This is a genomic window from Marinobacter sp. CP1 (assembly GCF_001266795.1).
GTDB classification, from domain to species: Bacteria; Pseudomonadota; Gammaproteobacteria; order Pseudomonadales; family Oleiphilaceae; genus Marinobacter; species Marinobacter flavimaris.
Genome location: NZ_CP011929.1, coordinates 4366953 through 4391039, shown reverse-complemented (window position 1 = coordinate 4391039; position 24087 = coordinate 4366953). Strand labels below are relative to the sequence as shown.

19 protein-coding genes are annotated in these 24087 nt (G+C 54.0%); 8 read left to right on the top strand and 11 right to left on the bottom strand.

Translation table 11 applies throughout. From position 1 onward, the window contains the following. Positions 1-11: 11 nt before the first annotated feature. Positions 12-482, bottom strand: coding sequence for a hypothetical protein (locus tag ACP86_RS20260; RefSeq protein WP_141201864.1), 471 nt, complete (start codon positions 480-482; stop codon positions 12-14). Positions 483-727: 245 nt separating this feature from the next. Then, a complete protein-coding gene (locus tag ACP86_RS20255) occupies positions 728-967 on the bottom strand; it encodes a hypothetical protein (protein WP_041336913.1) in 240 nt (79 codons plus the stop codon). 342 nt (positions 968-1309) lie between these two features. On the opposite strand from ACP86_RS20255, the gene gmtY reads away from it, so the two are divergent. The 5 genes from gmtY to ACP86_RS20230 are packed head-to-tail and all read left to right on the top strand — an operon-like array spanning position 1310 to position 7851. Further along, on the top strand, positions 1310-2689 hold the full coding sequence (gmtY, locus tag ACP86_RS20250) for a gamma-mobile-trio recombinase GmtY (RefSeq protein ID WP_053115247.1): 1380 nt from the start codon (positions 1310-1312) through the stop codon (positions 2687-2689). Further along, the gene (locus tag ACP86_RS20245) at positions 2679-6323 is read left to right on the top strand and encodes a VPA1269 family protein (RefSeq protein WP_053115246.1); all 3645 of its coding nucleotides are present in this window, start codon (positions 2679-2681) and stop codon (positions 6321-6323) included. Before gmtY ends, ACP86_RS20245 begins: the two co-directional genes overlap by 11 nt. Then, complete coding sequence (gmtX, locus tag ACP86_RS20240) at positions 6316-6951, top strand: gamma-mobile-trio protein GmtX (RefSeq protein WP_053115245.1); 636 nt, start codon at positions 6316-6318, stop codon at positions 6949-6951. The genes ACP86_RS20245 and gmtX overlap by 8 nt, the downstream gene beginning before the upstream one ends. Next, positions 6944-7288, top strand: coding sequence for a hypothetical protein (locus tag ACP86_RS23350; RefSeq protein ID WP_227507931.1), 345 nt, complete (start codon positions 6944-6946; stop codon positions 7286-7288). The genes gmtX and ACP86_RS23350 overlap by 8 nt, the downstream gene beginning before the upstream one ends. Beyond that, positions 7228-7851 carry an AraC family transcriptional regulator gene (locus ACP86_RS20230; RefSeq protein WP_082220601.1) on the top strand — a complete coding sequence of 208 codons (624 nt, stop codon included), beginning with the start codon at positions 7228-7230 and terminating at the stop codon, positions 7849-7851. The genes ACP86_RS23350 and ACP86_RS20230 overlap by 61 nt, the downstream gene beginning before the upstream one ends. A gap of 89 nt (positions 7852-7940) precedes the next feature. Here the strand turns inward: ACP86_RS20230 and ACP86_RS20225 are convergent, their stop codons facing one another. Beyond that, positions 7941-8981 carry a zinc-binding alcohol dehydrogenase family protein gene (locus ACP86_RS20225; protein WP_008172298.1) on the bottom strand — a complete coding sequence of 347 codons (1041 nt, stop codon included), beginning with the start codon at positions 8979-8981 and terminating at the stop codon, positions 7941-7943. A gap of 102 nt (positions 8982-9083) precedes the next feature. Here ACP86_RS20225 and ACP86_RS20220 point away from each other — a divergent pair, with 102 nt between their 5' ends. Further along, complete coding sequence (locus ACP86_RS20220) at positions 9084-10037, top strand: LysR family transcriptional regulator (RefSeq protein ID WP_053115244.1); 954 nt, start codon at positions 9084-9086, stop codon at positions 10035-10037. Positions 10038-10052: 15 nt separating this feature from the next. On the opposite strand, the gene ACP86_RS20215 is transcribed toward ACP86_RS20220, so the two are convergent. The 4 genes from ACP86_RS20215 to ACP86_RS20200 all read right to left on the bottom strand — a co-directional run bounded on the left by ACP86_RS20215 (position 10053) and on the right by ACP86_RS20200 (position 16666). Beyond that, the gene (locus ACP86_RS20215) at positions 10053-13103 is read right to left on the bottom strand and encodes an efflux RND transporter permease subunit (RefSeq protein ID WP_053115243.1); all 3051 of its coding nucleotides are present in this window, start codon (positions 13101-13103) and stop codon (positions 10053-10055) included. A gap of 1 nt (position 13104) precedes the next feature. After that, the gene (locus tag ACP86_RS20210) at positions 13105-14259 is read right to left on the bottom strand and encodes an efflux RND transporter periplasmic adaptor subunit (protein WP_008172291.1); all 1155 of its coding nucleotides are present in this window, start codon (positions 14257-14259) and stop codon (positions 13105-13107) included. Positions 14260-14341: 82 nt separating this feature from the next. After that, entirely contained in the window at positions 14342-15619 is a 1278-nt protein-coding gene (locus tag ACP86_RS20205) for an ISL3 family transposase (protein WP_022960607.1), read from the bottom strand. A 12-nt stretch (positions 15620-15631) separates the two neighbouring features. Beyond that, the gene (locus ACP86_RS20200) at positions 15632-16666 is read right to left on the bottom strand and encodes a permease (RefSeq protein ID WP_000098298.1); all 1035 of its coding nucleotides are present in this window, start codon (positions 16664-16666) and stop codon (positions 15632-15634) included. A 111-nt stretch (positions 16667-16777) separates the two neighbouring features. On the opposite strand from ACP86_RS20200, the gene ACP86_RS20195 reads away from it, so the two are divergent. After that, the gene (locus ACP86_RS20195; protein WP_000349485.1) at positions 16778-17092 is read left to right on the top strand and encodes an ArsR/SmtB family transcription factor; all 315 of its coding nucleotides are present in this window, start codon (positions 16778-16780) and stop codon (positions 17090-17092) included. Positions 17093-17275: 183 nt separating this feature from the next. Here the strand turns inward: ACP86_RS20195 and ACP86_RS23345 are convergent, their stop codons facing one another. Together ACP86_RS23345 and ACP86_RS23340 are read right to left on the bottom strand one after the other, a co-directional pair. Further along, positions 17276-17650 carry a hypothetical protein gene (locus ACP86_RS23345; protein WP_227507912.1) on the bottom strand — a complete coding sequence of 125 codons (375 nt, stop codon included), beginning with the start codon at positions 17648-17650 and terminating at the stop codon, positions 17276-17278. A gap of 15 nt (positions 17651-17665) precedes the next feature. Next, on the bottom strand, positions 17666-17812 hold the full coding sequence (locus ACP86_RS23340) for a TetR/AcrR family transcriptional regulator (protein ID WP_264752498.1): 147 nt from the start codon (positions 17810-17812) through the stop codon (positions 17666-17668). Between the two features lie 454 nt (positions 17813-18266). Here ACP86_RS23340 and ACP86_RS20185 point away from each other — a divergent pair, with 454 nt between their 5' ends. Next, positions 18267-19349, top strand: a complete 1083-nt coding sequence (locus ACP86_RS20185; RefSeq protein WP_053115242.1) for an alkene reductase — start codon at positions 18267-18269, stop codon at positions 19347-19349. Between the two features lie 144 nt (positions 19350-19493). Here the strand turns inward: ACP86_RS20185 and ACP86_RS20180 are convergent, their stop codons facing one another. Next, positions 19494-20897: a TolC family protein gene (locus tag ACP86_RS20180; protein ID WP_053115241.1), complete on the bottom strand. Its 1404-nt coding sequence runs from the start codon at positions 20895-20897 to the stop codon at positions 19494-19496. Further along, entirely contained in the window at positions 20890-24081 is a 3192-nt protein-coding gene (locus ACP86_RS20175) for an efflux RND transporter permease subunit (RefSeq protein ID WP_053115240.1), read from the bottom strand. The genes ACP86_RS20180 and ACP86_RS20175 overlap by 8 nt, the downstream gene beginning before the upstream one ends. Between the last annotated feature and the right edge of the window lie 6 nt (positions 24082-24087).

Sequence of the window (24087 nt, the reverse complement as noted above, 5' to 3'; positions counted from 1 at the left end):
ACATCTTTAAGTCAGTTCCAGTCCTGGCTCGATTTGAGCATTTGGTTTTTGTAGGGCGCGATCGTCTCAAGCAAAACATTGGAGCGGGAAAACCAGCTGCGAGCCCAGGCGATTTCATTCTCCGCTTCATCATAAATGGTCGACTCAATGGTCCATTGGTGAAGGTCGGAGTGAATGACTCGGGCAACAGCTGCAACGCGGCTTTCCCAAAGGGCCTGGAAAGGCTGCAATTCAAACTTGTAACATTTGGCCAGCCGTGAGGTTTCCTGAGTATTGGCAGCTAAAAGAGAGGCATCATGCAATAGTTGAAAGATCACAGATTCTTTGACCACCCCCCATGGAAAATTGGAGAACGGAGTGAGCCTTACAGAAATCGAGCAATAACCAATTTCCAGCTCAATGTTGGGACGGATCCAAGCATCGGATGTTGATGACAGGTACAATGACGTTAATGCTTTGAAATGGCTATTTTTTTGAGACATCGCCTCCCATCCTCCAATCCGCTCTGCCCGATTGACATGGCATTTAAACGATGGAATCAGGCCTCTTTACCCACTCCAAGAAAAAAGGCTTGGCAGCTCGGGCGAAAGGTGGGCCATGATTTCGAGCAAGAGTAGCTTCATGCCACTGCTTTCAGCTCCTAGAATCCTCTCATAGTATGTCATTGTGGAGACAGCCTCTTTTTAGGAATGTCCGCAGTAACGGGGTAGCACCCGACATGGAGGTATCAGCCTTTGCCCAACGGCTGATCCCGTTCCACCATGAAATCCTCTGAAACTCGCTCACTGGAGTCAAAGAATTCATCCCAAACGGGATCGGTAGGTCGCTCATAGCGTTTAACTGAACCTCTCAGTCGCTCCAGTGGTGAGTGCCCTTTCATATTGGGCTGAGCGAACTCTTCGGTATGCGCCGAATCCGCATCCAAATCTTCCAGCAACTCCTGCTCAGTAAACTGTTTCTTTTTCACCTCGTTTATTCCCTCAGTGAGAATCATTGCCTCGAAGGGTAGTTTAGCAGGGAGTCAGCTGCGGCAGCGCTCCAGGAACGCTTTCAACCATCGAGCTTCCGGCTTTGTCGGCTTAAGATCGTACTGTTTCACGATACGAACGAACCTTGCCACATAACCGCACTGGCCTGACGGTGGCACCCATTCATCCGGACCCTGGGCACCCTTACTTCTTAGTGGAATAGAAAAAATATCCTAAAAAGCATCAAAAACCTATGCCAGAAATCGAAATCTGGTTTTTTTTGAGCATACATGCATATATAGAGGAATTACGAACATACTATTTTACCAATTGGAAATTGCGTGCTGAACAGCGTCTGCATAGAGGCAAATATCAAAGTAGACAACACGGGGACGAAGATAAGTCTTCCGGTGATCGTCACCCAAGATGGTTTGCTGAAAAGTTATTTGGATTATTTGATCGTTCATCGATACAAATCTCGGAGCTGGAAAGACAGGAGCGCGTTTGCGGTTCGACTCCTCATCGATTACACGAATCAGAATAAAGACTGCTTTGAAACTCCTCACCAACTGTTTCAGGAGTTTTCAAACAGCCTCTACACCGGAACGATTGGCGAGGACGGTAGCGATCCGAGTTGGCTGCGGTGGAAACCACGCGAGGATAAGGACGCGAACTTTCTAATCAGCCTGATAACACAATACACAGACTGGCTCTCTGAGCAGTATGAAGAGAAAAAGCTTCAGATAAACCCAACGGTGAAACCTACTCGTTACGAGGAGTGGATGGGCCTCGCAGCCTTCTACCAAAAGAAACGGCGGGCTTTTCTTTCCCACCTTTGGGCTAACAAACCAGCCCCTGCTTATTTCCGGAAGGTTATGCCCAGGAGGGTGTCGCGTTCTAACGGCAATGAGGGTAAGAAAAGCTTTCCTCCTGGACGAATTGACGACCTCTTGTGGAATGGCCTTACGCGATATGGCTTTGAAATGAGCGACGTAGTTCATGAGCGCCTGGACCTGAAGAATGTGCTCATTACCATGCTGATGCATTACGGCGGACTCAGGCTCAGCGAGTGCTTTCACCTTTGGGTAGAAGATGTCGTGCCGTGGGAGGACGGAACCGCACTGGTCAAAATTTTTCATCCCGATAAAGGGCGGCCCCGTCCAAACGGCCCCAGCAGGCGCGAAGAGTTGCTCAACAAGTATGGGATGCAACCGCGATTTGAATATTCGAAATCCCATACGCTGCATGCAGGTTGGAAAGCGCCCAAAGAGGACAATGAAAGTCGCCACTTTCTTCAGGTTTGGTGGTTTCCAAGAAGTGCTGGTGAAACCTTTAACGACCTTTGGCGGCTTTACCTGACCTACCAGCGATACCCCGATGGCGGTAAACATCCGTTTGCATTCACGACGCAATCAGGCGCTCCGCACTCAATCAAAGGCTATAACCAATCGCTTAAAAGAGCCGTTGAAAGAATTGGTTTACCGTTTTCAAAAGAAGCGGGAACGACAGCACACGCCCACCGACACTCGTATGGGCAAGCTCTGGCTGATGCAAACGCTGATTCTCTGATCATTAAAAACGCCCTACACCATAAATCGATAGAAAGTCAGCAGGTCTACACCGAACTCACTGATAAGCAGATGCGTGCGCATTTGAGCAGATTGTCGCCCGAGCACGGCTTAATTTCTCCAATCAAGAAAGGACTCACTCATGGCAACTAAGTACGCCACGCTCGCCGAAGCCTCAGAAGCCGCTCAGCGCTTGGGATTCGAAATAAGAGATGAATACAACAAGGGCTACAAAAAAGACCCGAAGCTGCCAGCAGCTCCCGACAAACACTATGCCGACGATTGGGCTGATTGGCCCAACTTCCTTCGCAATGAGCGCCCTAGAGAAAAATACGTGACGCTCGCCGAGGCGTCCGAAGCCGCTCAGCGATTGGGCTTCAAAACACGCACCGAATACCATGAGGGCTACCAAAAAGACCCGAAGTTGCCATCGAATCCCCAACGAAGTTATGCCGGAGAGTGGGATGATTGGTATAGCTTTCTTGGCGTTGAGCGCCCCGAGAGGTACGCGGCGCTTGCCGAGGCGTCCGAAGCCGCTCAGCACCTGGGGTTCAAAACGCAGCAGGAATACTATGAGGACTACCAAAAAGACCCGAAGCTGCCATCACAACCCTCTGTTTTCTATGCCGAAGATTGGGATGATTGGTATAGCTTCCTTGGCACTGAACGCCCCAGTGAGAAGCACGCCACTATCGCCGAGGCGTCCGAAGCCGCTCAACGCTTGGGGTTAAAAACACAGGCGGAATACTATGAGGACTACCAAAAAGATCCGAAGCTGCCAGGTTCTCCCAACGACTTTTATGCCGAAGATTGGAGTAGTTGGTACAACTTCCTTGGCACTGGACGCCCCGATGGGAAGTACGCAACGCTCGCCGAGGCGTCCGAAGCCGCTCAGCGCTTGGGATTCAAAACGTCCACAGAATACTTTGAGGGCTACAAACAAGACCCGAAGCTGCCACGCCATCCCGACGGAATGTATCGCAGAAATTGGGCTGATTGGTACAGTTTTCTTGGCAATGAGCGTCCCAAAGAAAAGTACGCGACGCTCGCCGAGGCGTCCGAAGCAGCCCAGCGCTTGGGATTCAAAACACAGAAGGAATTCTACGAGGGCTACAAACAAGACCCGAAGCTGACAGTAAGTCCCTTCGACTTCTATGCCGAAGATTGGGATGATTGGTACAGCTACCTTGGCATTGAGCGCCCCGTTAAGAGGTACGCGACGCTCGCCGAGGCGTCCGAAGCCGCTCAATGCTTGGGGTTAAAAACAGGTGCGGAATACTTCAGGGGCTACGAAAAAGACCCGAAGTTGCCATCGCAGCCGAATAAAACTTATTCCGAACATTGGATATCTTGGCCTCACTTCCTGGGCAACGAAAACGCCATTAATCGAGAGCTGACCAGCAAATACCCCGAGTTTTGGAAAGCCATTCAGTGTTATGTAGAGGCTGGTACAGGCCAATCCAATAAATACTCACATTTGAGAGCATTCCTTAGATTTTACGTGGACAAGTTGGGCTTGGTTGACGACCCGGGAGCCATGCTGTCAAGGGATATCCCGTTTGATGAGCGAGCGTACGAAAACTTCATAAATGTCACCGCAGATACTGTAAAAAAACCACGGCATAACGCCTGTTCCGCTTTTTTCGAGTGGATTTTGGAGACTTATTGCTCTGACGAGGACGATAACGGTGAGTTGATAGTTCTGCCCGGCTACCGCAATCCTCTTAGAACCGTTCTCAAGGGTTTGTTAGATCAGTTACCCAGTTACAAGCGCAGTGAATCAGACAAGCCTCCATTGCCCATGGATGCCATTGTACGAGCCAAGCAGCATCTGATTCCGCTAGAGGCGACGTCGTTTCGCGATCTCTATCAATTGCATCCCTTCCTCGAAGACTGCTGGTTCGGGGTTGATCCACAGTTAATTGATGACAATGGCCCAAACTGCATTTATCGAGTGGTCAAAAAAGAGCGGAAGCGAGGTCGCAAGCGCTATTTTGAAGAGGTGCACGAGTTATGGTCGCCCGTAAAAATTGTCGCAAACTACACATTGCTATCCATTCCGTTGCGAGGACAGCAAATCTGTTGGCTCGACAGCGGAGAGGGAGATGAATTCGTTCCGTTATGGCGTGATGGGAAGGTTCACTGGATCGAAAATCCAAGTCCGCTTGCGACCCGAAAGCGGAATAAGGGCTTTATTCAGAAAGGGAACAATGACGGTGAGTTGAGCGCCTACATCACGACGAACAAAACCGGAAAGAAGTTGGGCGGCTACGATATTCCATTCATGCCGGAAGATCTGGCGTATTGGATTATCCAGCTTCGGGATTGGCAATCCAAATACAACCCAATCGAAGAACTGACACTGTGGACGCAAATCAATCCGCAGCAAAGGATACACAAAGACATCCTCAAAAGGCGCGGTAAACAATCGTTCCTGTTCCGCGACCCGGCCTCACACGCCTGTGATGAGAAGGCGTCGCCCATGCGTACGACAACCGCGTTTACACGAACCCTGCCTGCTCTGTTGTTCCATAGTCAGAGGCCAGGCGCGGACCTCGCCGAGAAAATCGAAAAAAAGAGCAGCGTGGATTACAAGAGCCAATTTACACCTCATGCTCTCCGCGTCAGCCTTATCACTGCCTACATTGTCGACGGCAGAGCGCCCATAGCCGTGATTTCAAAGCTGGTTGGTCATTCCTCTCTGGTGATGACGATTTACTACACAAAGGTAGGAGCCAGCAAAATGCGGCTGGAGATGGCGGCGGCTGAAAAACGGGCACTTGAGCAGAGTCACTATCGTTACGAAGACCTCATCCTCCAGAAGAAAATCGAAGAGGCGCGGCCGGAATTAATCGCCACAGACCGAAGCATCATGGATCAGTGTCTGACACCTAATTGGCCCTCTGGAGCCTTCCAACTTATGAGTTTCGGAATCTGCCCCATGAGCGGCAACAAGTGTGACGAAGGTGGCATGGCACTGGTTGAGCGGAAGGTTGAAGCACAGTACGCGCCGGTGCCCAATGGCTACCTTGGGACTCGAAATTGTCCCCAGTGCCGCTTCTTCATTACCGGCCCGGCGTTTCTGGGCGGTTTGTCGGCCATTGCCAACGAAATCATTCTGGAAATCAATGTCACCCGTAATGAATACCACGAACTCGAAGAAAAAAGGCAGACACTCGATGACGAGCGGTACGATGCCGAGTCTTCGGGACAGTTTTTTGGAAAAGAGCGAACGCTGAAAAAGATCACCTCGGCGTATGAGGAAAAAGCCAAAAAGCTCGACATGCTTCTCACGGATCTCCAGCACTTATACCGCCTGATTTCCCAATCTACCGAACTGCTGAAGACCTCCGAGACAGGCCAGCACCAGCTGATCGTCAGCGGCAATTACGTGGAAATGGAGATGCATTTGGAGGAGCAAAGCAGCGAATTTCGGTTGCTCGCTGAGGTCTGTGCCAACGCTGAAATATACGAGAGCGCCAGTGCCTCCAGAGCACGCCCCCTGCTCAGTCAGATGCTCGACAAATTGGCGGACACCAATGGGATTGCACCCGCGATATTTCGGTTGACCGAGGATCAGCAGCTCAAAGCTGCCAATCAGGTCGTCCGGCTGATTATGCAAGTGACACAGAATAACTGGCACGTCGCTGACCAGTTGATCAATGGGCAAATCACCTTGGAAGATCTCGCCGAACCACTACAGCTAGGTGATGTGCGCCAAGAGATCGAGTCAGCCATGAACGGGTCTTTGAAATTCCCGCTAGAAATCGAGAGCTGCAATGAGTGAACCGAACGAAGTCTACGAGGCCATACTGGGCCAACTGAAAAATTCTCGTTCCAGGAAGTCCCTGGAGGCCCTTCACGCCGTTTGCAAGGAGCATCATGAGTCAGGCTCGGTCGATTTCAGAATCTCAACGATTGCGAAGCTAGGAGCCAGTCGTGGCGCTCCTAGCGAGCAGACCATCCGAAACAAAACCGGAGAACATTATAGAGCGGTCATTGAGGCTTGGCAGGCGCTTGGAGACCAAAAAAAGAAAGCGATCAAAGCACAGACCACGCCCTCGGGCGAGTACGATTGGGTTGATGAGGTAAGCAATAAAACGCACCGCTTCCTCATACTCGACCTGATTTCGAAGGTCCGTAAATTGAGGGCCGAAAATAAAAGGTTTGCATCGATCAAGAAATTGGAAATTGACTACCGAGCGGGTGCTGAAGACAAATCTGAATCGAGGTTACCGAGCCTGTTGAGTCACGAGATTGATGCATTGAGAGACGCCATCTCTGAGGAGTCCCTTAAATTAAAGGGCTGGACTAAAACAGAACGCGGCAGCATCAAGGACCAAAACGGCAAGGTTGTCTTAAGAAACGGTTTTGTGGATGCCCTTGAAAAAGCGTTGAGTATCGGGAATGGCTAACGGACAAGAAAAAGCTCGCGAAAACCTTGTTGCCTTTCAGCGTTGGGCCGCTACGAAAACCGATGACTATTTAAAGCAAATCGTCTTTCGGGGCCAGCTAAACTGTGGCGAAGTCGCCAACGCTATCGGTATCGGAAAGAGCGCCGTGCGCCAGAATCCGGCGATAAAATCGCTGGTCCTTAAATACCTCGGGCGAATCGCCGCTTGCGGCGAGAGGGCAGAGCCCTCAATTGAAATCGAGGCTACGTCCATTTTTTTGATAGAAGCGGACCTTTTTTGTCGCCGAGATTCCGGCAGCTTAAGCACGCTGAGGTCGCAAAGCGAACATTCAGGTTAGGCAATAACGCCTGGGCTAAGCCGCCTTCCGGCCCCCTGCGCCCCGCCAGAAACAGCTCCCGGCCACAGGGGTTATCCACAGCCCGCTGGAACCAGGGGTTTGCGGATGCCCTCTATCGCCTTCTGCAGCTCGATGAAAACCCGGTCGATCTATCAATTCTCGGGAAGAGCCGTTTGCATGAGTTCTACTACGAATTACTGAAAGGTGAAGCCGGCCATTCATTCAGAAACGCATTTGGTGTTGGGAACGAAATCGCCCGCTCGATTGAGTTCCTGTCATCCAACCTGGACAAAACTGTCACAATTGAAGACCTGGCTGATCAGGCTGGCATGAGCCGGGCGGTGTTCCATCGCAAATTCAAACAGGCGACAAACATGTCGCCCATTCAGTTTCTGAAATCCATGCGGCTCAACAAGGCCGCGATGAAAATTGCTGAAGGCCAAAACGTCAGCGTTGCCGCCATGGACGTGGGTTACCTGAGCTCGTCTCAGTTCAGCCGGGAGTTCAAACGCCTGTATGGCCTGTCACCCAAGCAGTGGAGCCAAACTGAAAAAGCAAGCTGACGGCCGGCTCTGGTATGCCATGTCTATCGGGGTAGTTCCGTGATCGGAACGCATGGTTTGTTATACGAGCCGGTGAGTTGGAATTTACGTCAGGCAAAACCCTCCAGCACAATCTTGCCAACGGCGGTTCCTGATTCCAGTTCGGCGTGTGCGGCACGTAGATTCTCGGCGTTGATCGCTCCGAGGTGCTTCCCTGCAGTTGTGCGGATGAAGCCTTGATCTACAAGCCGTGAGACCTCATTCAACAAGTCGTGCTGAACCTGCATATCATCCGCCTGGTGCATTGAGCGGGCGAACATGAATTCAATGTGTAATGACAGACTCTTCGGCTTGATTTTCATTACGTCCAGACTTGCGGGATCGTCGATCATGGCAATCTTTCCAAACGGCCTAAGCACCGCCACATAATCGTCGAAGTATTGATCTGTGGCGTTAAGACTGGCCACATGGGTTACAGAACCAATTTTGCCAGCAGACACCAGTGTTTCGATCTGGGGCTGCAAGGGTTCACGGTGATTCAGAACAAAATCCGCACCCAATGATTCAACCCAGGCCTTCGATTCCGGGCGAGATGCCGTAGCGAGTACTTTCGCGCCTGTTAGCTGTTTGATCAATTGAACTAGAATTGAACCCACGCCTCCTGCGGCGCCAATCACAAGGACCACGTCGTCGCTTGGAGTGATGGACCCAGCCAACTGTCGCTCAAGTTGCAGGTGGTCAAACAGCATTTCCCATGCTGTTATCGTGGTCAGGGGCAACGCTGCAGCATCGGCGTCGGACAGGCTGGCAGGCTTCCGACCAACCAGACGCTCATCGACAACCTGGTATTCGGCGTTGCTGCCCTGACGGGTAACGTCACCGGCATAAAATACGGTGTCACCTTCTTTGAAGAGTGAAGCGCCCTCGCCTGTTGCCACTACCTCTCCAACGGCATCCCATCCAAGTACTTTGATCTGGCCTGGTTCCGGCTCCGCCCGCTGGCGTACCTTGAAGTCAACAGGGTTCATGCCGATGGCTTTGACTCTGACCAGCAGGTCCCGGCCTTTTGCGACGGGACGTTCCATCTCAACATTTTGCAGCGCATCAGGGTTTTCGATAGGAAGAGATTCCCGATATCCAACAGCTTTCATTATCTGTCTCCGCAATGACTTTCGAGTAGCGCACAGTATGGTCGCCGTTTACACTCGGATAAACGGGAAAATTTGTTAAACATATTCAAAGAATTTTTGAAAATGAGTCTTGATGATCTGATCGTGGTTTTGAGGGTCGCTGAATTCCGCAACATTACCGCTGCCGCCACCAGCCTTGATATGCGAGCTGCCACAGCCAGCGCCGCAGTAAAGCGCGTAGAACAGGAGCTGGGTGTAGAGTTATTCGTACGCTCCACGCGAAGGTTGCGGTTATCTGCCGCCGGCGAGAAATACTTGCCTCACTGCAAACAAGCGATTGACTTGTTGAGCCAGGCGCAACAGAACCTTCGATCTGAAGTTGACTCTGTAACAGGCGAAATCCGGCTTTCGGTTTCATCCGATCTTGGTCGTAACCGCGTTGTGCCCTGGATCGACGAATTGATGGCAACGCATCCAGGTTTGAATCTCAGAGTTCAGATTACTGACACCAACGTGGACTTTTACCGGGATTCGGTCGACATGGCGCTTCGCTACGGCGCGCCCAGTGACACCAACCTGTATGGCTTCAAAATTTGCGATGTGCCGCGCCTGCTTTGCGCATCTCCTGATTACCTTTCGCGTCATGGTCGCCCCATTCATCCTGATGACCTTGAGAACCACAACGGACTGTTCTATCAGTTGCAGGACATCCCATTTGACCTCTGGACGTTCAAACGGGGAGACGAGGAATATCGAGTCAAAATGACGGGCGATCGCGCCTCAAACGATGGCGATCTGGTTCGCCGGTGGTGCGTCGCTGGTCGCGGTCTTGCGATAAAATCGTGTCTTGATATGTCGGATGATCTGCTTGCAGGCCGTGTCACCACAATCATGCCGGACTATGCGCCGCCGGTATCCGAGCTGTGGCTGATTTGTCCTACCCGACAGTCAATAACGCCGGCAATGAGGTTGTTGAGGGATGACCTGCGTGCAAAAGTAGGCGAACTGATGAATGCAATGATTGCCGGCGGCTTTTTTCCTCCGGATCGTCTGTCCGGAGGAAAAAAAGACGACTGACACACAGCGGGTGCATTATTGGTGATAAGAAATTCTCATTAACGCGCAGTACACCACTGGCAGCACCACTAACGTCAATATGGTTGCAACACCCAAACCGAACACGATAACCACCGCCATGCTCGCGAAGAAGGCATCGCTGAACAGAGGAATCATTCCTAACATGGTGGTTATGGCCGCCATAAGCACAGGTCGTACCCGGCTTACCGCGGCCTCAACCACCGCAGTGAATGCATCATCCTGCTGTTCTAACTGAATATTGATCTCCTCAACCAGCACAATGGCATTCTTCAGTACCATACCGATCAGACTCAGAGTCCCGAGCAGCGCCATGAATGTAAAAGGCGCGCCGAGCAATACCAGTCCACCAATGATTCCAATCATCATGAGAGGAACAATCATCCAGATAGACAGAGCCTGTCGGAAGCTACCGAACAACAGCATCGAAATAATGAACATCCCCAGCAGTCCAAGAGGCAGCGAGGAGAAAAGCGAAGTCTGAGCTTCGGATGAGGTCTCGTACTCTCCACCCCACTCAATCGAATAGCCGTGGGGAAGCTCCAGCGCGTCGACCTGCGGGCGGATCCTCTCCAGCACACTCGCCGCCGTCTCCCCCGACAAAGGCATGGGTTCGGCATAAACCGCCAACATCCGCTCCCTGTTTCTGCGTTTTATCAACGGATCCCGCAGTTCCGTATTGATGGCATTGATGACGTTGCCCGCGCTGACATAGCGGCCCTGCTCTTCACTCCAGACATTGATCGAGGTAAGGTTTTCGATGTCAAAACGCTGCTCCTCTCTTGACCGCATAATGATCGGAATGAGGTCGCTCCCCTCACGGTACACTCCAACCTGCTGCCCCTGATTATTCAGCAACAACGCCTGGTGCAGTGATTCGCGAGATACGCCAAGGCGCCGGGCCTGTTCTTCGAGGAACTCCGGTACGATCACGGCTTCCCGATTACCCCAGGACAAGCGCACGCTGTCGGCCAGAGGTTCATTTTCAAAAATTGCCTGCACGCGCACACCGATTTTCCGGAGTTCTTCGGGATCTTCTCCAAAGATACGAGCTTCAAGACTGGCTTTGGCTGAGGGCCCCACCTGCAAAGCCTGCACTTTGTAATGCACGTTCGGGAAGTCTGTACGCAGTTGCTCAATGACTTCCTCCATACGGGCCTCTCTCGACGCCTTATCCCGGGTCTCTACGATCAATTGGCCAAAACTGGCGTATCGCTGCTCCGGTGAATACGTCAACGTAAAACGCTGGGCTCCGCCACCGGTGACACTGGTCACCTGAACGACCTGGTCCATGTCATTCACGCGCGATTCCAGCCGCTTTACGGTCTCTTCGGTTTGCAAGATGTCGGCGCCCTCGGGCAACCAAAGGTCAACAAAGAAGAGTGGCGTTGTGGCATTCGGGAAGAAAGCATTCTTAACCTGTCCCGAGAACGATAGAACCCCAGCCAGAAGCGCGATCGCAAGTGTTAATGTCACGAAGCGATAATGAATCGCGTAGGTCAGCAGGCGGCGGAAGACGACGAAAACAATTCCCTTATAGGGGTCGTTATCGGATGACTGCCCGACACTCTCGAGCTTGTCGGGATAGAACATATCAAAGAAAAACGGGGTCAGAGTGAGTGCCGTCAGCCAGCTCAGGAAAAGCGAGTAGCACAGAACCCAGAACAGGGAGCCAATGAATTCTCCGGTGGTGTCTGGTGAAAGGCCGATAGGAGCAAAGGCCGTAATGGCAATCACGGTAGCGCCGAGCAGCGGGTACCGGTTCTGCGAGACCACTTCTTTGGCTGCCTGCCTTTTGGACTTGCCCTTGGAAAGGCCAATCATCATGCCCTCGGTGACGACGATGGCATTATCGACCAGCATCCCCAGCGCAATGATCAGCGCACCCAATGAAATCTTCTGGAGCTGAATACCGTGTATTGCCATAAGCACGAATGTACCCATGATGGTAATCAGCAGGATCAGCCCCATGAGCAGGCCACTTCGCAGCCCCATGAACAGCAAAAGCACAATAATGACAATGCCCACCGCCTGAGCAAGGTTCATGAGAAAAGCAGATACTGCCTCCTCGACTACTTCAGGCTGGTTATACACTGTGTTCAGTGTCATGCCGATGGGTTGCTGTTTTTCCAGGCGTTTCAAAGCCTCATTGAGACTCTCACCTACATCAACAACGTTGGTGCCCTCTGCAAATGACACGCCGATGGTCAAAGCAGGCAATCCGTCAGAGTGGTAAAGCAAGGCGGGTGAGTCATTGGTCACCCTGCGAACTTCGGCCAGATCGCTGAGCCGGATAATACCCGAATCAGCGCTTCCAACTGCCAGTTGCTCAAGTGCCTGAACGGAATCAAGCTGACCGGTTGGCTGAACGGATAACGACAGCCCTTCACTGCGCAGGTGGCCAGCGTTGCCCACCGTATTCTGCGCATTCAGAAGGCTTGCCAGGTATTCTGGCGAGATGCCAAGAGCACGCATACGGTCACGGTCCAGTGACACGATCATCTGCTCGTCGACACGACCACCGATACTGACTTTTGCGACGCCCTCCAACAATCGCAGTTCTCGCTGAATGAGATCCGCATGGTCACCAAGATCTTTCAGCGAGTAGCCGTCACCACGCAACGTGAGCAGCAGGCCGAAGACATCGCCAAAGTCATCGTTCACGATGGACGTGTTCACGCCTGGTGGCAGACCAGGCTGGGCATCATTAATCTTTCGCCGAAGGATATCCCAATACTGGTCTAACTCCCCTTCTCTGACCGTCTTCTTGAGTTGGACAGTAATCTGCGACAAGCCGTCCGAGTTCACCGAAGTAATGTCATCGATGCCCGGCATCTGCTGGATCGCTTTTTCCAGAGGCAGCGTAACCTCCTCCTCGACTTCAAGAGGCGTTGCTCCGGGATATTGGGTGGTCACCAAGGCGGAACGTAACGTGAACTCCGGGAATTCAAGCTGGCCAAGACCCAGAAACGCGAACATGCCCCCAACCCCAAGCAACAGCGTGACCATCCAGCTGATGGACTTCCGATCAAGAAAATAATCGACCATCTCAGAGCCCGCCCTCTTTTTCCCAGGGACGGACCGAACGATCCCTGTTCATCCGGTGAGCGCCGGCAACCACGATTCTGTCGCCCGGGCTGAGCTCTCCCCGAACAAGCACGCCATCGTTCATTTTCTTACCCGGCTCGACATCCACCGGCTCGACGCTGCCCGTGTTATCGCCATTCTCACCATCGGCAGCAGCCACGTATCGCCAAACCACGCTAGTGCCGGGTTCTGCGTCAGGTGTTACAAGCGCCGCGGTTGGTATCAGCCACGACGGGGCGCTCTCTCCAGCCAATGTGCCGTAATCAAGCAGAACGGTCGCGCTCATCCCCGAAAGCACTGTGATGTCCTCGGGTTCAGGGAGCGTTACGGTAACCTCATAACTGAGCGACCCCTGAGAGGCATTGCTGTCATGCTCTTTGTAGCTCGCGGCGTAGCGTTTATCGGGAAGCTCGGGAAACTGTACCCACGCGATAGTGTTGCCATTGGCGCGAACGTTCCTGGATCTCTGTGGTTGAAGGCGGCGGACCTGTTGTTCAGGCATCTGGAACGAGACGTCGATAGAGCCGGGCCGTTGCAGTTCGGCAATGGCCTGCTGCGCTGATACAACCTGAAAGACATCCACCGGCACCCGTGAAATGACGCCATCAAATGGCGCTTTGAGAACGGTATAGGAAAGTTGGTCCTCCGCGCTGGCCAGTTGCGCTCTGGCAGAGAGGTACTCGGCCTCGGCCTCATCGAAACGGGCCTGACTGATGGCCTGGCGCTCCAACGATATTCGCATTCGCTCGAAGGTGGCCTGTGCCAGATTGAAATTTGACCGGGCGTTTTCCAGGCGGGTTCTTGCGTCCCGATCGTCCAGGCGGGCAACGACCTCCCCTTTTTCCACAGTGTCGCCTGCTTTAACGGCCAGCTCCGTCAGCTCTCCTCCCACTCTGAAAGAGAGTTCTGAATGGTCAGACGCCGAGACTCTGCCCGGATACTGATTGAGCGTGCCTGACTGCGCCTGCTCCAGCGTCATGAGCTTTACCGGGTAGACAGTTTGCTGTGTCAGAGGGGGCGCCTCCGCCGAACATCCCATCACCAGGAGGCTCGAAAGCATTGCAAGCGCTTGTAGGCCTCTCAAGGGCATGGCGGTACTGACCATCTTGAATTTCATAACGCGTCACTCTCCAGAAAAAATGGGTATACGGATTTAATGGTTGATGGGGCACCTTCACCCCATCAATCTGATACCACCCTCAGATGGTTGATAGATCGACTCCGTAGTTGAGTTCCTCTGCGAAGTCCGGCAGTCCGTAACCGATGGTTTTCTTGTAGAAAGGAGAGACCTTCGCAGTCGGTGCCTTCTTCTTGTGCTTCGTGGTGTAGAGCATTCGTGCCCGCATCACCTCGAAGGAGTAACCGCGCCCTTCACGGTTCTTGTCCTTGGCCAGTCGGTTGATGGACTCCGTGTAAGCGTTGGTGACGGGCATGTCCGTCTCGAAGTAGGTCATGGTCTCTTCGCGCCAGTTTCCCACTGCCCTGACCAGATCGCTCCAGACTTCCTTTTGGCCCTTCGGGATGGTGGCTATCCACTCGTCCAGGGCGGCTTCTGCCTGGAGCCGTGTGGTGGCGTCCCAGATGCCGTAGAAGCGCTCCTTGTGCTCGTAGGCGGCCAGCAGTTGCGGGAACGCGCCTGTCCAGGTCTCCATGATGAGGCGCTCCCGGTCTGAGACTTCGTGAGCGCGTTTCAGCAGGATTTTCCGGTCTCCCTTGAGAGTCCGGCTCTGGGACGGTTTCGGCTCCTTTCTGAGGCCCTTGCGCACTCTCTCTAGGGCATCGTTGGCCATGCGCACCACATGGAACTTATCGACCACGATACGGGCCTGGGGCAGCACAGCCTTGACCGCTGCCCGGTAGGGGTTCCACATGTCCATGCTGACGATCTCGACCTTCTGCCGGTCTTTCAGCTTCATCAGGTAGTTGGTCACCACGTCCTGGCGGCGGGTGGCCAGCAGGTCGAGCAGGGTTCGCTCCTCAATGTTGGTCAGAATGCAGCGGTAGCGCTTGTTCAGGTATAGCTCGTCAATGCCCAGGATGCGGGGCGTCTCGAAGCGGTGCCAGCGCCCCAGGAACTCGGCGCGGGCGTTGAAGATGTCGCGCACCGTCTTCTCGTCCAGGCCGGTCTGTGCCGCCACAAAGGTGTAGGGGTGGTTGAAGGATTCCTTCTCCACGTACTCATGCAGCCGCAGTGTCATACGGAATCCGTCCACCATCTCCGGTAGCTGGGGCCTGAATGTTGTCTTGCAGGCCCGGCAGGTGTATCGGCGGCGGACCACCCAGAGAGTGACCCGCTTGCCGTGGATGGGCAGATCACGATAGGGAACGTCACGCTTGCCGAACCGCACGAACTCACCCTGCACGCCGCACCCCTCGCAGGCTACTGGTGTAGGTGCTTCAAGCCGAAAATGTATGTCTTCATTCTGCTCATCAGAATCCACCAACTGGTACCCAGGAAGGCTTAACGAATTAATCATCTCCCGCCTTGATCAGAAAAACAGGTAGGTGGCGTAACCGGCAATCATCGCCATAGCAAAAATGACTGCTAAAAACGCCGCTAAAAGCTTCAGCGTGAACAAAGAGCGCAACAGAATGAGCTCAGTCAGGCTGGCTCCGGCACTGCCGATGATCAACGCTAGCACCGTCCCGGCACCCACGCCTTTGGCCATCAGAGCCGCTGCCAGAGGTATGACGGCTTCAGCGCGAATATACAACGGCACGCCGATGACAGCGGCAACTGGAATGGCAAAGGGATTATCTGGGCCTGCATACTGCTCCAATAAGTCAGTGGGCATGAAACCATAGATCACGCTGCCAATCGCAATACCGATGAGCAGGTAAGGCAACACATCGATAAAGTCCGACCAAGCTTCCCGCCACACACCACTGTACTTCCCTTCTTTCTTAACCGTGACAGTGGGTTGACTGTCACAGCATTCGCTAGACGTAGAGACTGTTGTCTTCCTATCAGCCCCGCAAGAAGCCGTCTTCGGAGTGGTGTCGCAGCTGTTGGTGCCGCAACTCGATGCGGTCGATGTAGCACTGCACGGGCTTGCTGATGAACTACATCCACTGCTCTCTTGTGTCGCCGTCCGGCGCACATAACGCTCGAAGCCAAGCGTGTGAAGCAGCCATCCGGCACCTACCGCGACCACCAAAGCGGCGAGCACATAGATAGCAGTAAGTGTCCATCCAAACGTGGCAACCAGCAGGCCGACGACGATAGGATTCAGCAACGGAGATGAGAAAAGAAACACCATCATCGGCCCAAAACCGGCCCGTGCCCGAATCAACCCTTTCAACATGGGGATAGTCGAGCAACTACAGAAGGGCGTTATAGCTCCTAAACCAGCAGCAAGAAAATAGCCTCGCTTCCCACTGGAAGTCAGTAACGCTTCCACCTTGGATGGTGGGATGTGACGTTGAAGAACTCCGACCAGCAAGCTAATGCCAATGAATAAAACCGATAGCTCGATAGCGAGAAAGGCGAACATGCCTAGAGCGTCTTGGAGTTGAGATGACATTCAATATTACTCCTATATTTCTAGTATTGTCGAAATGATGTACGCAGCCTACTTTCGTTTATCCGACCTGTCAACTATAATTCTAGAAACATCGAATTATTGGGGCGTGCTATGGATCACGAAAAGGTTGCAGCCAGCTTAGCTGAGCTAGGGAATAGTCACCGACTGTCCGTGTTCCGCTTTCTGGTCAAAGCTGGCCATGATGGGGCTTCGGTCGGAGATATCCAGAAGGGGCTGGGTATTCCTGCTTCGACGCTATCACATCACCTTGCGCGCATGGCCAAGGTAGGGCTGATCCGGCAGGAGAAACATAGCCGCACGATTGTCTGTATACCCGAGTATGGGCACCTAGAGAATTTGATCGGTTTCTTACAAGAGGAATGTTGTGCAGGTGTTCGGATTGCGCATGAACCAGAACCGCTTTGACGCTTGCCCAGCTCTCGCTGTCCTCCCTAGTCAGCATCGCTATGAAGACTCAGGCGAAGGTGGAAACAGAAAATTGGCAGTAGAGTAGGCTGAAGAGGATCAATCAGATAATCCGCTGAGAAAGATTTTCTTCTTTACATCTTTGGCATTTTATCAACCAGAAATTCCGGATACCCGAAAAAATTAGGTATTCCGACGATCGGCAACCGCATCCCAAGCCATATTAAACGCTAATTCGATATGCTCATCGGTACCTTCGAACGACCCTTGCAGGCATCGTTGAACGAGGTGGTAAATCGGGCGGAACATAAACGTTTCGAGAAGTGGAAAAGGTACCGGTTTGATCAGCCCGGATTGCTTTCCCTGATCAACTGCATTCAAAAGATTTGCGGCTCGGCTTTCGTTTCGTGCCTGGATCTCGGGAGTCATCCAAGCAGAATGCGTGAACGTCTCGTGGTAGCGGAATAGTTCCGGACGCTCAAGGCCGATCCGGAACAGTGTGTGCCACTGGCGTCGCAGTCCTTCACGCAGATCTTTCCCGCGAGAAAAACTGTCCAGCGCCGCATCAATGACCTAATCGCTGACGTAATAAAATGTCGCCAATAAAAGCTGTTCTTTATCTTCGTAATAGATGTACAGCGTGGCTGGTGACAAACCCGCAGCCTTGGCTATCTTGCCAACCGAGGTTGCTGAAAAACCGTGATCTGCTACTTCCCTCACGGTAGCTTCCAGGAAGGCTATTCGTTTCGAGTCGTCTCTTTGCCGCATTTGTCTGCTCAACGCTTCAAATTGGTCGGCCTAAAATAAATGAACGTTCACTTATTTTCAAACCGAAAATATAGGCGTATACCGAAGTAGGTGCCCTACTGAAGTGCGCGGGGTTCAGGCAAAAATCAGGTTGGTCTGCAGGCTCTTTGCAACCAGCCGACCACGAAAACCCATCACAGGCTCTAGCCAGGTCCCGAACGCAATAGACGCAGATCGAGCAGGATTTCGAGACGATGATGCGCGATGGCTACGTCATCATCGAACCTGTCCCCAAGGGAAACTTGCGAAGGCGGATTCCAGCCTGTCGCATCAGCCAGGATGATGATTGATATATCTCATCCGAATTAGTCCGCCCGGCCCACGGGCGGATAGTTTATGGTTTTGCACAATATTTCCCGAGGATGCTATGAACACACTTTTTACTCCCCTGAAAATGGGCGCCAGTGAATTGGCCAATCGGGTCTTCATGGCCCCCCTCACCCGCGTCCGTGCCGACGCTGATCACGTTCCCACGGACATGATGGTTGAGTATTACGCTCAGCGTGCGTCTGCCGGCCTGATCATCGCCGAGGCGACCATGGCCATCGAAGGCAATTCAGCCTTCTGGCGCGAGCCTGGCATCTATTCCGAGGCGCAAGTTGAAGGCTGGAAGAAAGTCAGTGATGCGGTACACGCTAAAGGTGGCAAGATTTATCTGCAGATCTGGCACGGCGGCCGCGCCTGTCACCCGGTGTTAAACAACGGGAAGGATCCGGTAGCGCCCAGCGCCATTGCCATCACCAGCGATGAAGTGCACACACCGGAAGGCAAGAAGTCCTACACGGTTCCCCGCGCACTGGCTGACAACGAAATCCCGGCCATCATCGACGGTTTCCGCACCGCCGCCGAGAATGCCAAGCGCGCCGGCTTTGACGGTGTTGAGGTTCATGGCGCCAACGGCTACCTGCTGGACCAGTTCCTCCGTGATGGTTCCAACCATCGAGAAGGCCCTTACGGTGGCCCGATCGAAAATCGCGCCCGACTGCTGCTGGAGGTGATTGAAGCCGTATCCGGAGTGTTCGGTTCCGAGAACGTCGGTGTTCGACTGAGCCCGCTCAACAGTTTCCAGAGCATGAAGGACAGTGATCCGGTCGGCCTGGTCACCTGGCTCGCCAAGCGTCTGAACGACTACGGCCTGGCCTTTGTTCATTTAATGCGCAGCGACTTTTTTGGGGAGCAGCAAGCAGACGTGATTACCCCGGTCCGCGAGCACTTCAAGGGCAAGTTGATCCTCAACATGAGCTACACCGGTGAAGAAGCAGAACAGGCCATCGAATCCGGATTGGCCGACGCTGTCGCCTTTGGTGTGCCCTTCATTGCCAACCCGGACCTTCCGGAGCGCCTGAAGCTTGGGGCCGAGCTTAATGAAGCAGATCCCTCGACTTTTTACACCCAGGGAGCGGAGGGGTATATTGACTACCCTTACCTCGAAGAATTAGCCGAAGCATAGTATTGAGTCGGAGCATAGTATAGAAAGGGGGCTTTTAGCCCCCTTTTTCGTTGCGGAGAAAACATGACCTTTGAAAGCGCCATTTCCTTTCTTGCCGCTAAAGCCCGGAACTTCCCCTTTTTCAGCTAAACCATACCCTCTTCCTCAAGACTCGCCACCCGTTGCCTTCAGCATTCGCCGGTGCGCCTCCGACGACCAAACCCCACTGAATTCCTCAATCACCCCAAGCTGGGCCGCCGCATAGGACAATCTGGCGGAAAGCCGGTCCTGCTGAGCGGAAATGAAGGTTCGGTTGGCGTCCAGTAAATCCAGATAGCCGATGGCACCCTCACGATGCATAGTTCTGGCGATGGTGAACGATTCGTTGGCTGCCTCAAACGCCCTGCCCGTTGCCTGATCAGCCTCCAAGGCCCGCCCGTAAGCAAAGATCGCAACCCGAGCACTGGCGACCGCATCAATGATGGTTTGGCGATAACGGATGTAACTTTCTTCCGAGACTGCATTCTGGCTTTCGACCCGTTGCAGTATCACCGGATAACTCAACAGAGACCAGGAGATGCGAGGAGCGATGCTGCCGGTACCCTCAAAGCCATCGGACACTTCCGCCACGTTGGTCAAGCCCAGAAATCCCTCGACCGAAAACTGGGGATAGAGTTCTGCCCGAAGGGCGTTGCCAACCGCCACATCCCGGGCCAGTGCTGCGAGCGCACCGCCGATATCCGCACGCAACTGCATGGCTTCGTTCGCCCGCCCGGCCGCCGGCACGCCAAAGGAGGCGGCCAGTGCACCTGAGGCAGGCTTCAGGACCAGCGATTCGGAATCTTCATTGACGAGCACGGACAGCACCGCTTTGGCCCGATAGAGCTGGGCTCGCGCGTCAGGAAGCTTGGCACGCTGCTGTTCCAGCAGCGTGTCTGCGCGGGCGAGATCAAGATTCGGCGAAATGCCTTCCTCCACGCGCAGGGCCATGACTTCCCGAGTGTCTTCCAATGCCCGGATGTCCGCCTTGATCAACTGGACCCGCTGGCGAGCGGCTTCCCACTCCAGATAGGCTCGGACAACGCCAACGGTGACTTCTTTCAACACCGCTCGTTGGTTGTTCAGAGCAACCTCAAGATTGGCTTCACCGGCATCGATCAGCGCTCTCAGCCGGCCAAACAAGTCCACTTCCCAGGTGCCCGCCAAACCGACGGCAGAGGATTCCTGAACACTGTTTCGATCGATCGCCTCGTATTCGCCGGTTACTCCGCCCTGAGGGAGCAACCGTTTCTCGTCCGCACCCAGGTCCGCAAGCGCCTGACGGACCCGTTGCCGGGTTGCCAACAGATCGAGGTTAGCGGCCTGCGCAACCTCGACCAGTTGATTGAGTTGGTCATCCTCGTAGCTCTTCCACCACTCCGCTGTGGTGGCGTCTGTGCTCTGAACACCGAAACTGAGGCTGTCGAGGTAACGTTCGTTCGCCTCCTGTTGGGGCTCATAATCCGGGGTTGCAGCGCAGCCAACCAGCAGCGCAGACCCCAGCAAGACACTAACCGCCCGTTTATGCATGGTCATTCTCCGTGATCTGTTCAGGTATTTCCTTGGTGTTGGCGGGCGTCCTGGTATCGGCCTTGGCACGCTGAATCACCGCGTAAAACACCGGGGTGAACAGCAAGCCGAACACGGTGACACCAATCATTCCCGAGAACACCGCTATCCCCATGGCGTGACGCATCTCCGCACCCGCTCCGGTCGCAAGCACCAGCGGTACCACACCTGCAGTGAAGGCAATCGAGGTCATCAGGATCGGCCGTAAACGCAAACGGCAGGCCTCGACAATGGCCTGATAATGACTGTGTCCCTGGAGATTGAGGTCACGGGCGAACTCCACCATCAGGATGGCGTTTTTACTCGCCAATGCCACCAGAACAATCAGACCAATCTGGGTGAACATGTTGTTATCACCATCGGTCACCCATACCCCGGCCAGAGCCGACAGCAAGGTCATCGGCACAATCAGAATAATTGCAAACGGCAGTCGCAGACTCTCGTACTGAGCGGCCAGCACGATGAATACCAGCAAGATAACCAGTGGGAACACATAGACCATGGTGTTGCCGGCGAGTTTTTGCTGATAAGTCACCTCGGTCCACTCAAACGCCATGCCCTCGGGCAGAGTCTGTGCTAGAACCTCTTCGATAGCAGCCTGAGCCTGGTCCGAACTGAAGCCCGGGGCCGGAGACCCGTTGAGCTCGGCCGTTGGATAGCCGTTGTACCGCATCACACGATCCGGGCCGATGGTCGATTCGACACTCATCACCGCGGACAGCGGGATCATCTGGCCCTGCTGGTTGCGAACCTTCAGATTCAGAATGTGCTCCGGATCAAGGCGCTTGTCGGACTCGGCCTGGGCAATCACCTGATAGGTGCTGCCGAACATGTTCACGTCATTGACGTACACCGACCCCAGATACACCTGCAGTGTGTCGAACACGGACTCCAGCGGAATGCCAAGCAGCATTGCTCGCTCCCGATCTATATCCAGGTCAAACTGGGGTACCTGAACCCGGAAGCTGGAGTAAAGACCCGTCAATGCCGGATGCTTGCGAGCTTCGTTGATGGTGGTTTGCAGGGTATCGAACAAGGCTTCAAACCCTTTGCTGCTTCGATCTTCGATCTGCAGTTTGAAGCCACCCGTGGTGCCCAGGCCCAGGATCGGTGGTGGTGGGAACACCGCCACAAACCCTTCGTCAATGCCTGAAAACGCGCCGTTCAACTTGCCTGCAATCGCCCCCGCACTGAGCTCCGGAGACGTGCGTTCGGTAAAGTCGGTCAACGGCAGGACCACGATGCCGCTGTTCGGGCTGTTGGTGAAACCGTTCACGGACAGGCCCGGGTACGCAATGGTGTTTGCCACACCCTCGGTCTCCAGCGCGATTTGCTGCATTTCGTTGACCACGTCCACGGTCCGGTCAAGGCTCGCGGCGTCCGGCAGCTGCGCAACTGCGACCAGGTATTGTTTGTCCTGCTGCGGAATGAAACCACCCGGTACCGCGTTGAACAGGCCACCGGCGAAAACGGTCAATCCGACATACACCACGCCAACGATGGCGCTGTAGCGGATCAGCTTCTTGACCAGAACTTCATAGGCATTACCTGTTCGGTCAAAGAACCGGTTGAACGGGCGGAACACAAAGCGACCAAACACCTTTTCCAGAACCCGGGAAAGCCGGTCGGGCTTCTCGTCGTGGCCCTTGAGAAGCAGCGCCGACAACGCCGGCGACAGGGTCAGCGAGTTCAAAGCGGAGATCACCGTTGAAATCGTGATGGTCAATGCGAACTGCTTGTAAAACTGACCGGAAAGACCAGAAATGAAGGCCGTCGGAATGAAGACCGCACACAACACCAGTGCAATGGCAATGATCGGGCCGGTTACCTCGTTCATGGCCACTTTGGTGGCTTCACGAGGCGAGAGCCCCCGGTGAATGTTCCGCTCCACGTTCTCGACCACCACGATGGCGTCATCAACCACGATACCGATCGCCAGCACCATTCCGAACAGCGACAGCGTGTTGATGGAAACGCCCAACCACTGCATCACGGCGAAGGTGCCCACCAGTGATACAGGCACCGCAACGAGCGGAATAATGGACGCCCTCCAGGTTTGCAGGAACAACACCACGACCAGCACAACCAGTAGAATCGCTTCCAACAAGGTGGTGATGACCGCGTCGATGGAGCCGCGAACAAACACAGTCGGGTCGTAAGCGATTTCATACTCAACGCCCTGCGGGAAATCCTGCGACAACCGCGCCATGGTTGACCGAACATCGTCGGAAAGCTGAATGGCGTTAGCCCCCGGGCGCTGGAAAATCCCCATGGCAACCGCCGGCTTCCCATCGAGACCCGCTTCAAGGGCGTAGGTGTTCTGGCCCAGCTCGACTCTCGCAACGTCAGAGAGCCGCGTGATAGCTCCGTTGTCACCGATTTTCAGAACAATGTCCCGAAACTCATCCAACGAGGTCAGGCGTCCGCGGACGTTCAGCATCAACTGGAACTGATTGTCGTTCGGTGCAGGCTGTGCACCAAGCGTACCGGCTGCAATCTGGCGATTCTGGGCACGGACAGCGTTCACCACATCCGAGGCGTTGAGATTCCGGGCGGCCAGTTCATCCGGCTGCAGCCAGAGACGGACCGCAAATTCACCGCCACCGAACAACTGAACGTCGCCAACGCCGCCCAGGCGGGAGAGTTCATCTTTCAGATTCAGCTCGGCGTAGTTGGCCAGATAGGTAATGTCCCGGCTCTCATCCGGAGAGTGAACGTGAACAACCATGCTCAGGTTCGGGGATGATTTCTCAGTCACCACACCCAGGCGCTGCACCTCTTCCGGCAAACGGGGCAAAGCAATATCAACCCGGTTCTGGACCTGAACCTGCGCTTTGTCGAGATCAGTACCCAGCGCAAACGTTACCGTCAGGGTCATACGGCCATCGGCCGTTGCCTGGGACGACATATACAGCATGTTCTCCACGCCGTTGATCTCATCCTCAATCGGTGACGCGACCGTTTCTGCAATCACCTTCGGGTTTGCGCCCGGGTAGTTGGCTGTGACCACCACCGTGGGCGGCACCACTTCCGGATACTCACTGATCGGCAACTGGAACAGAGAGATGCCACCCCCGATCAGAATGATCAGGGATAGCATGGAGGCGAATATTGGCCGGTCAATAAAAAAATGGGGAAATTTCATCGTTCG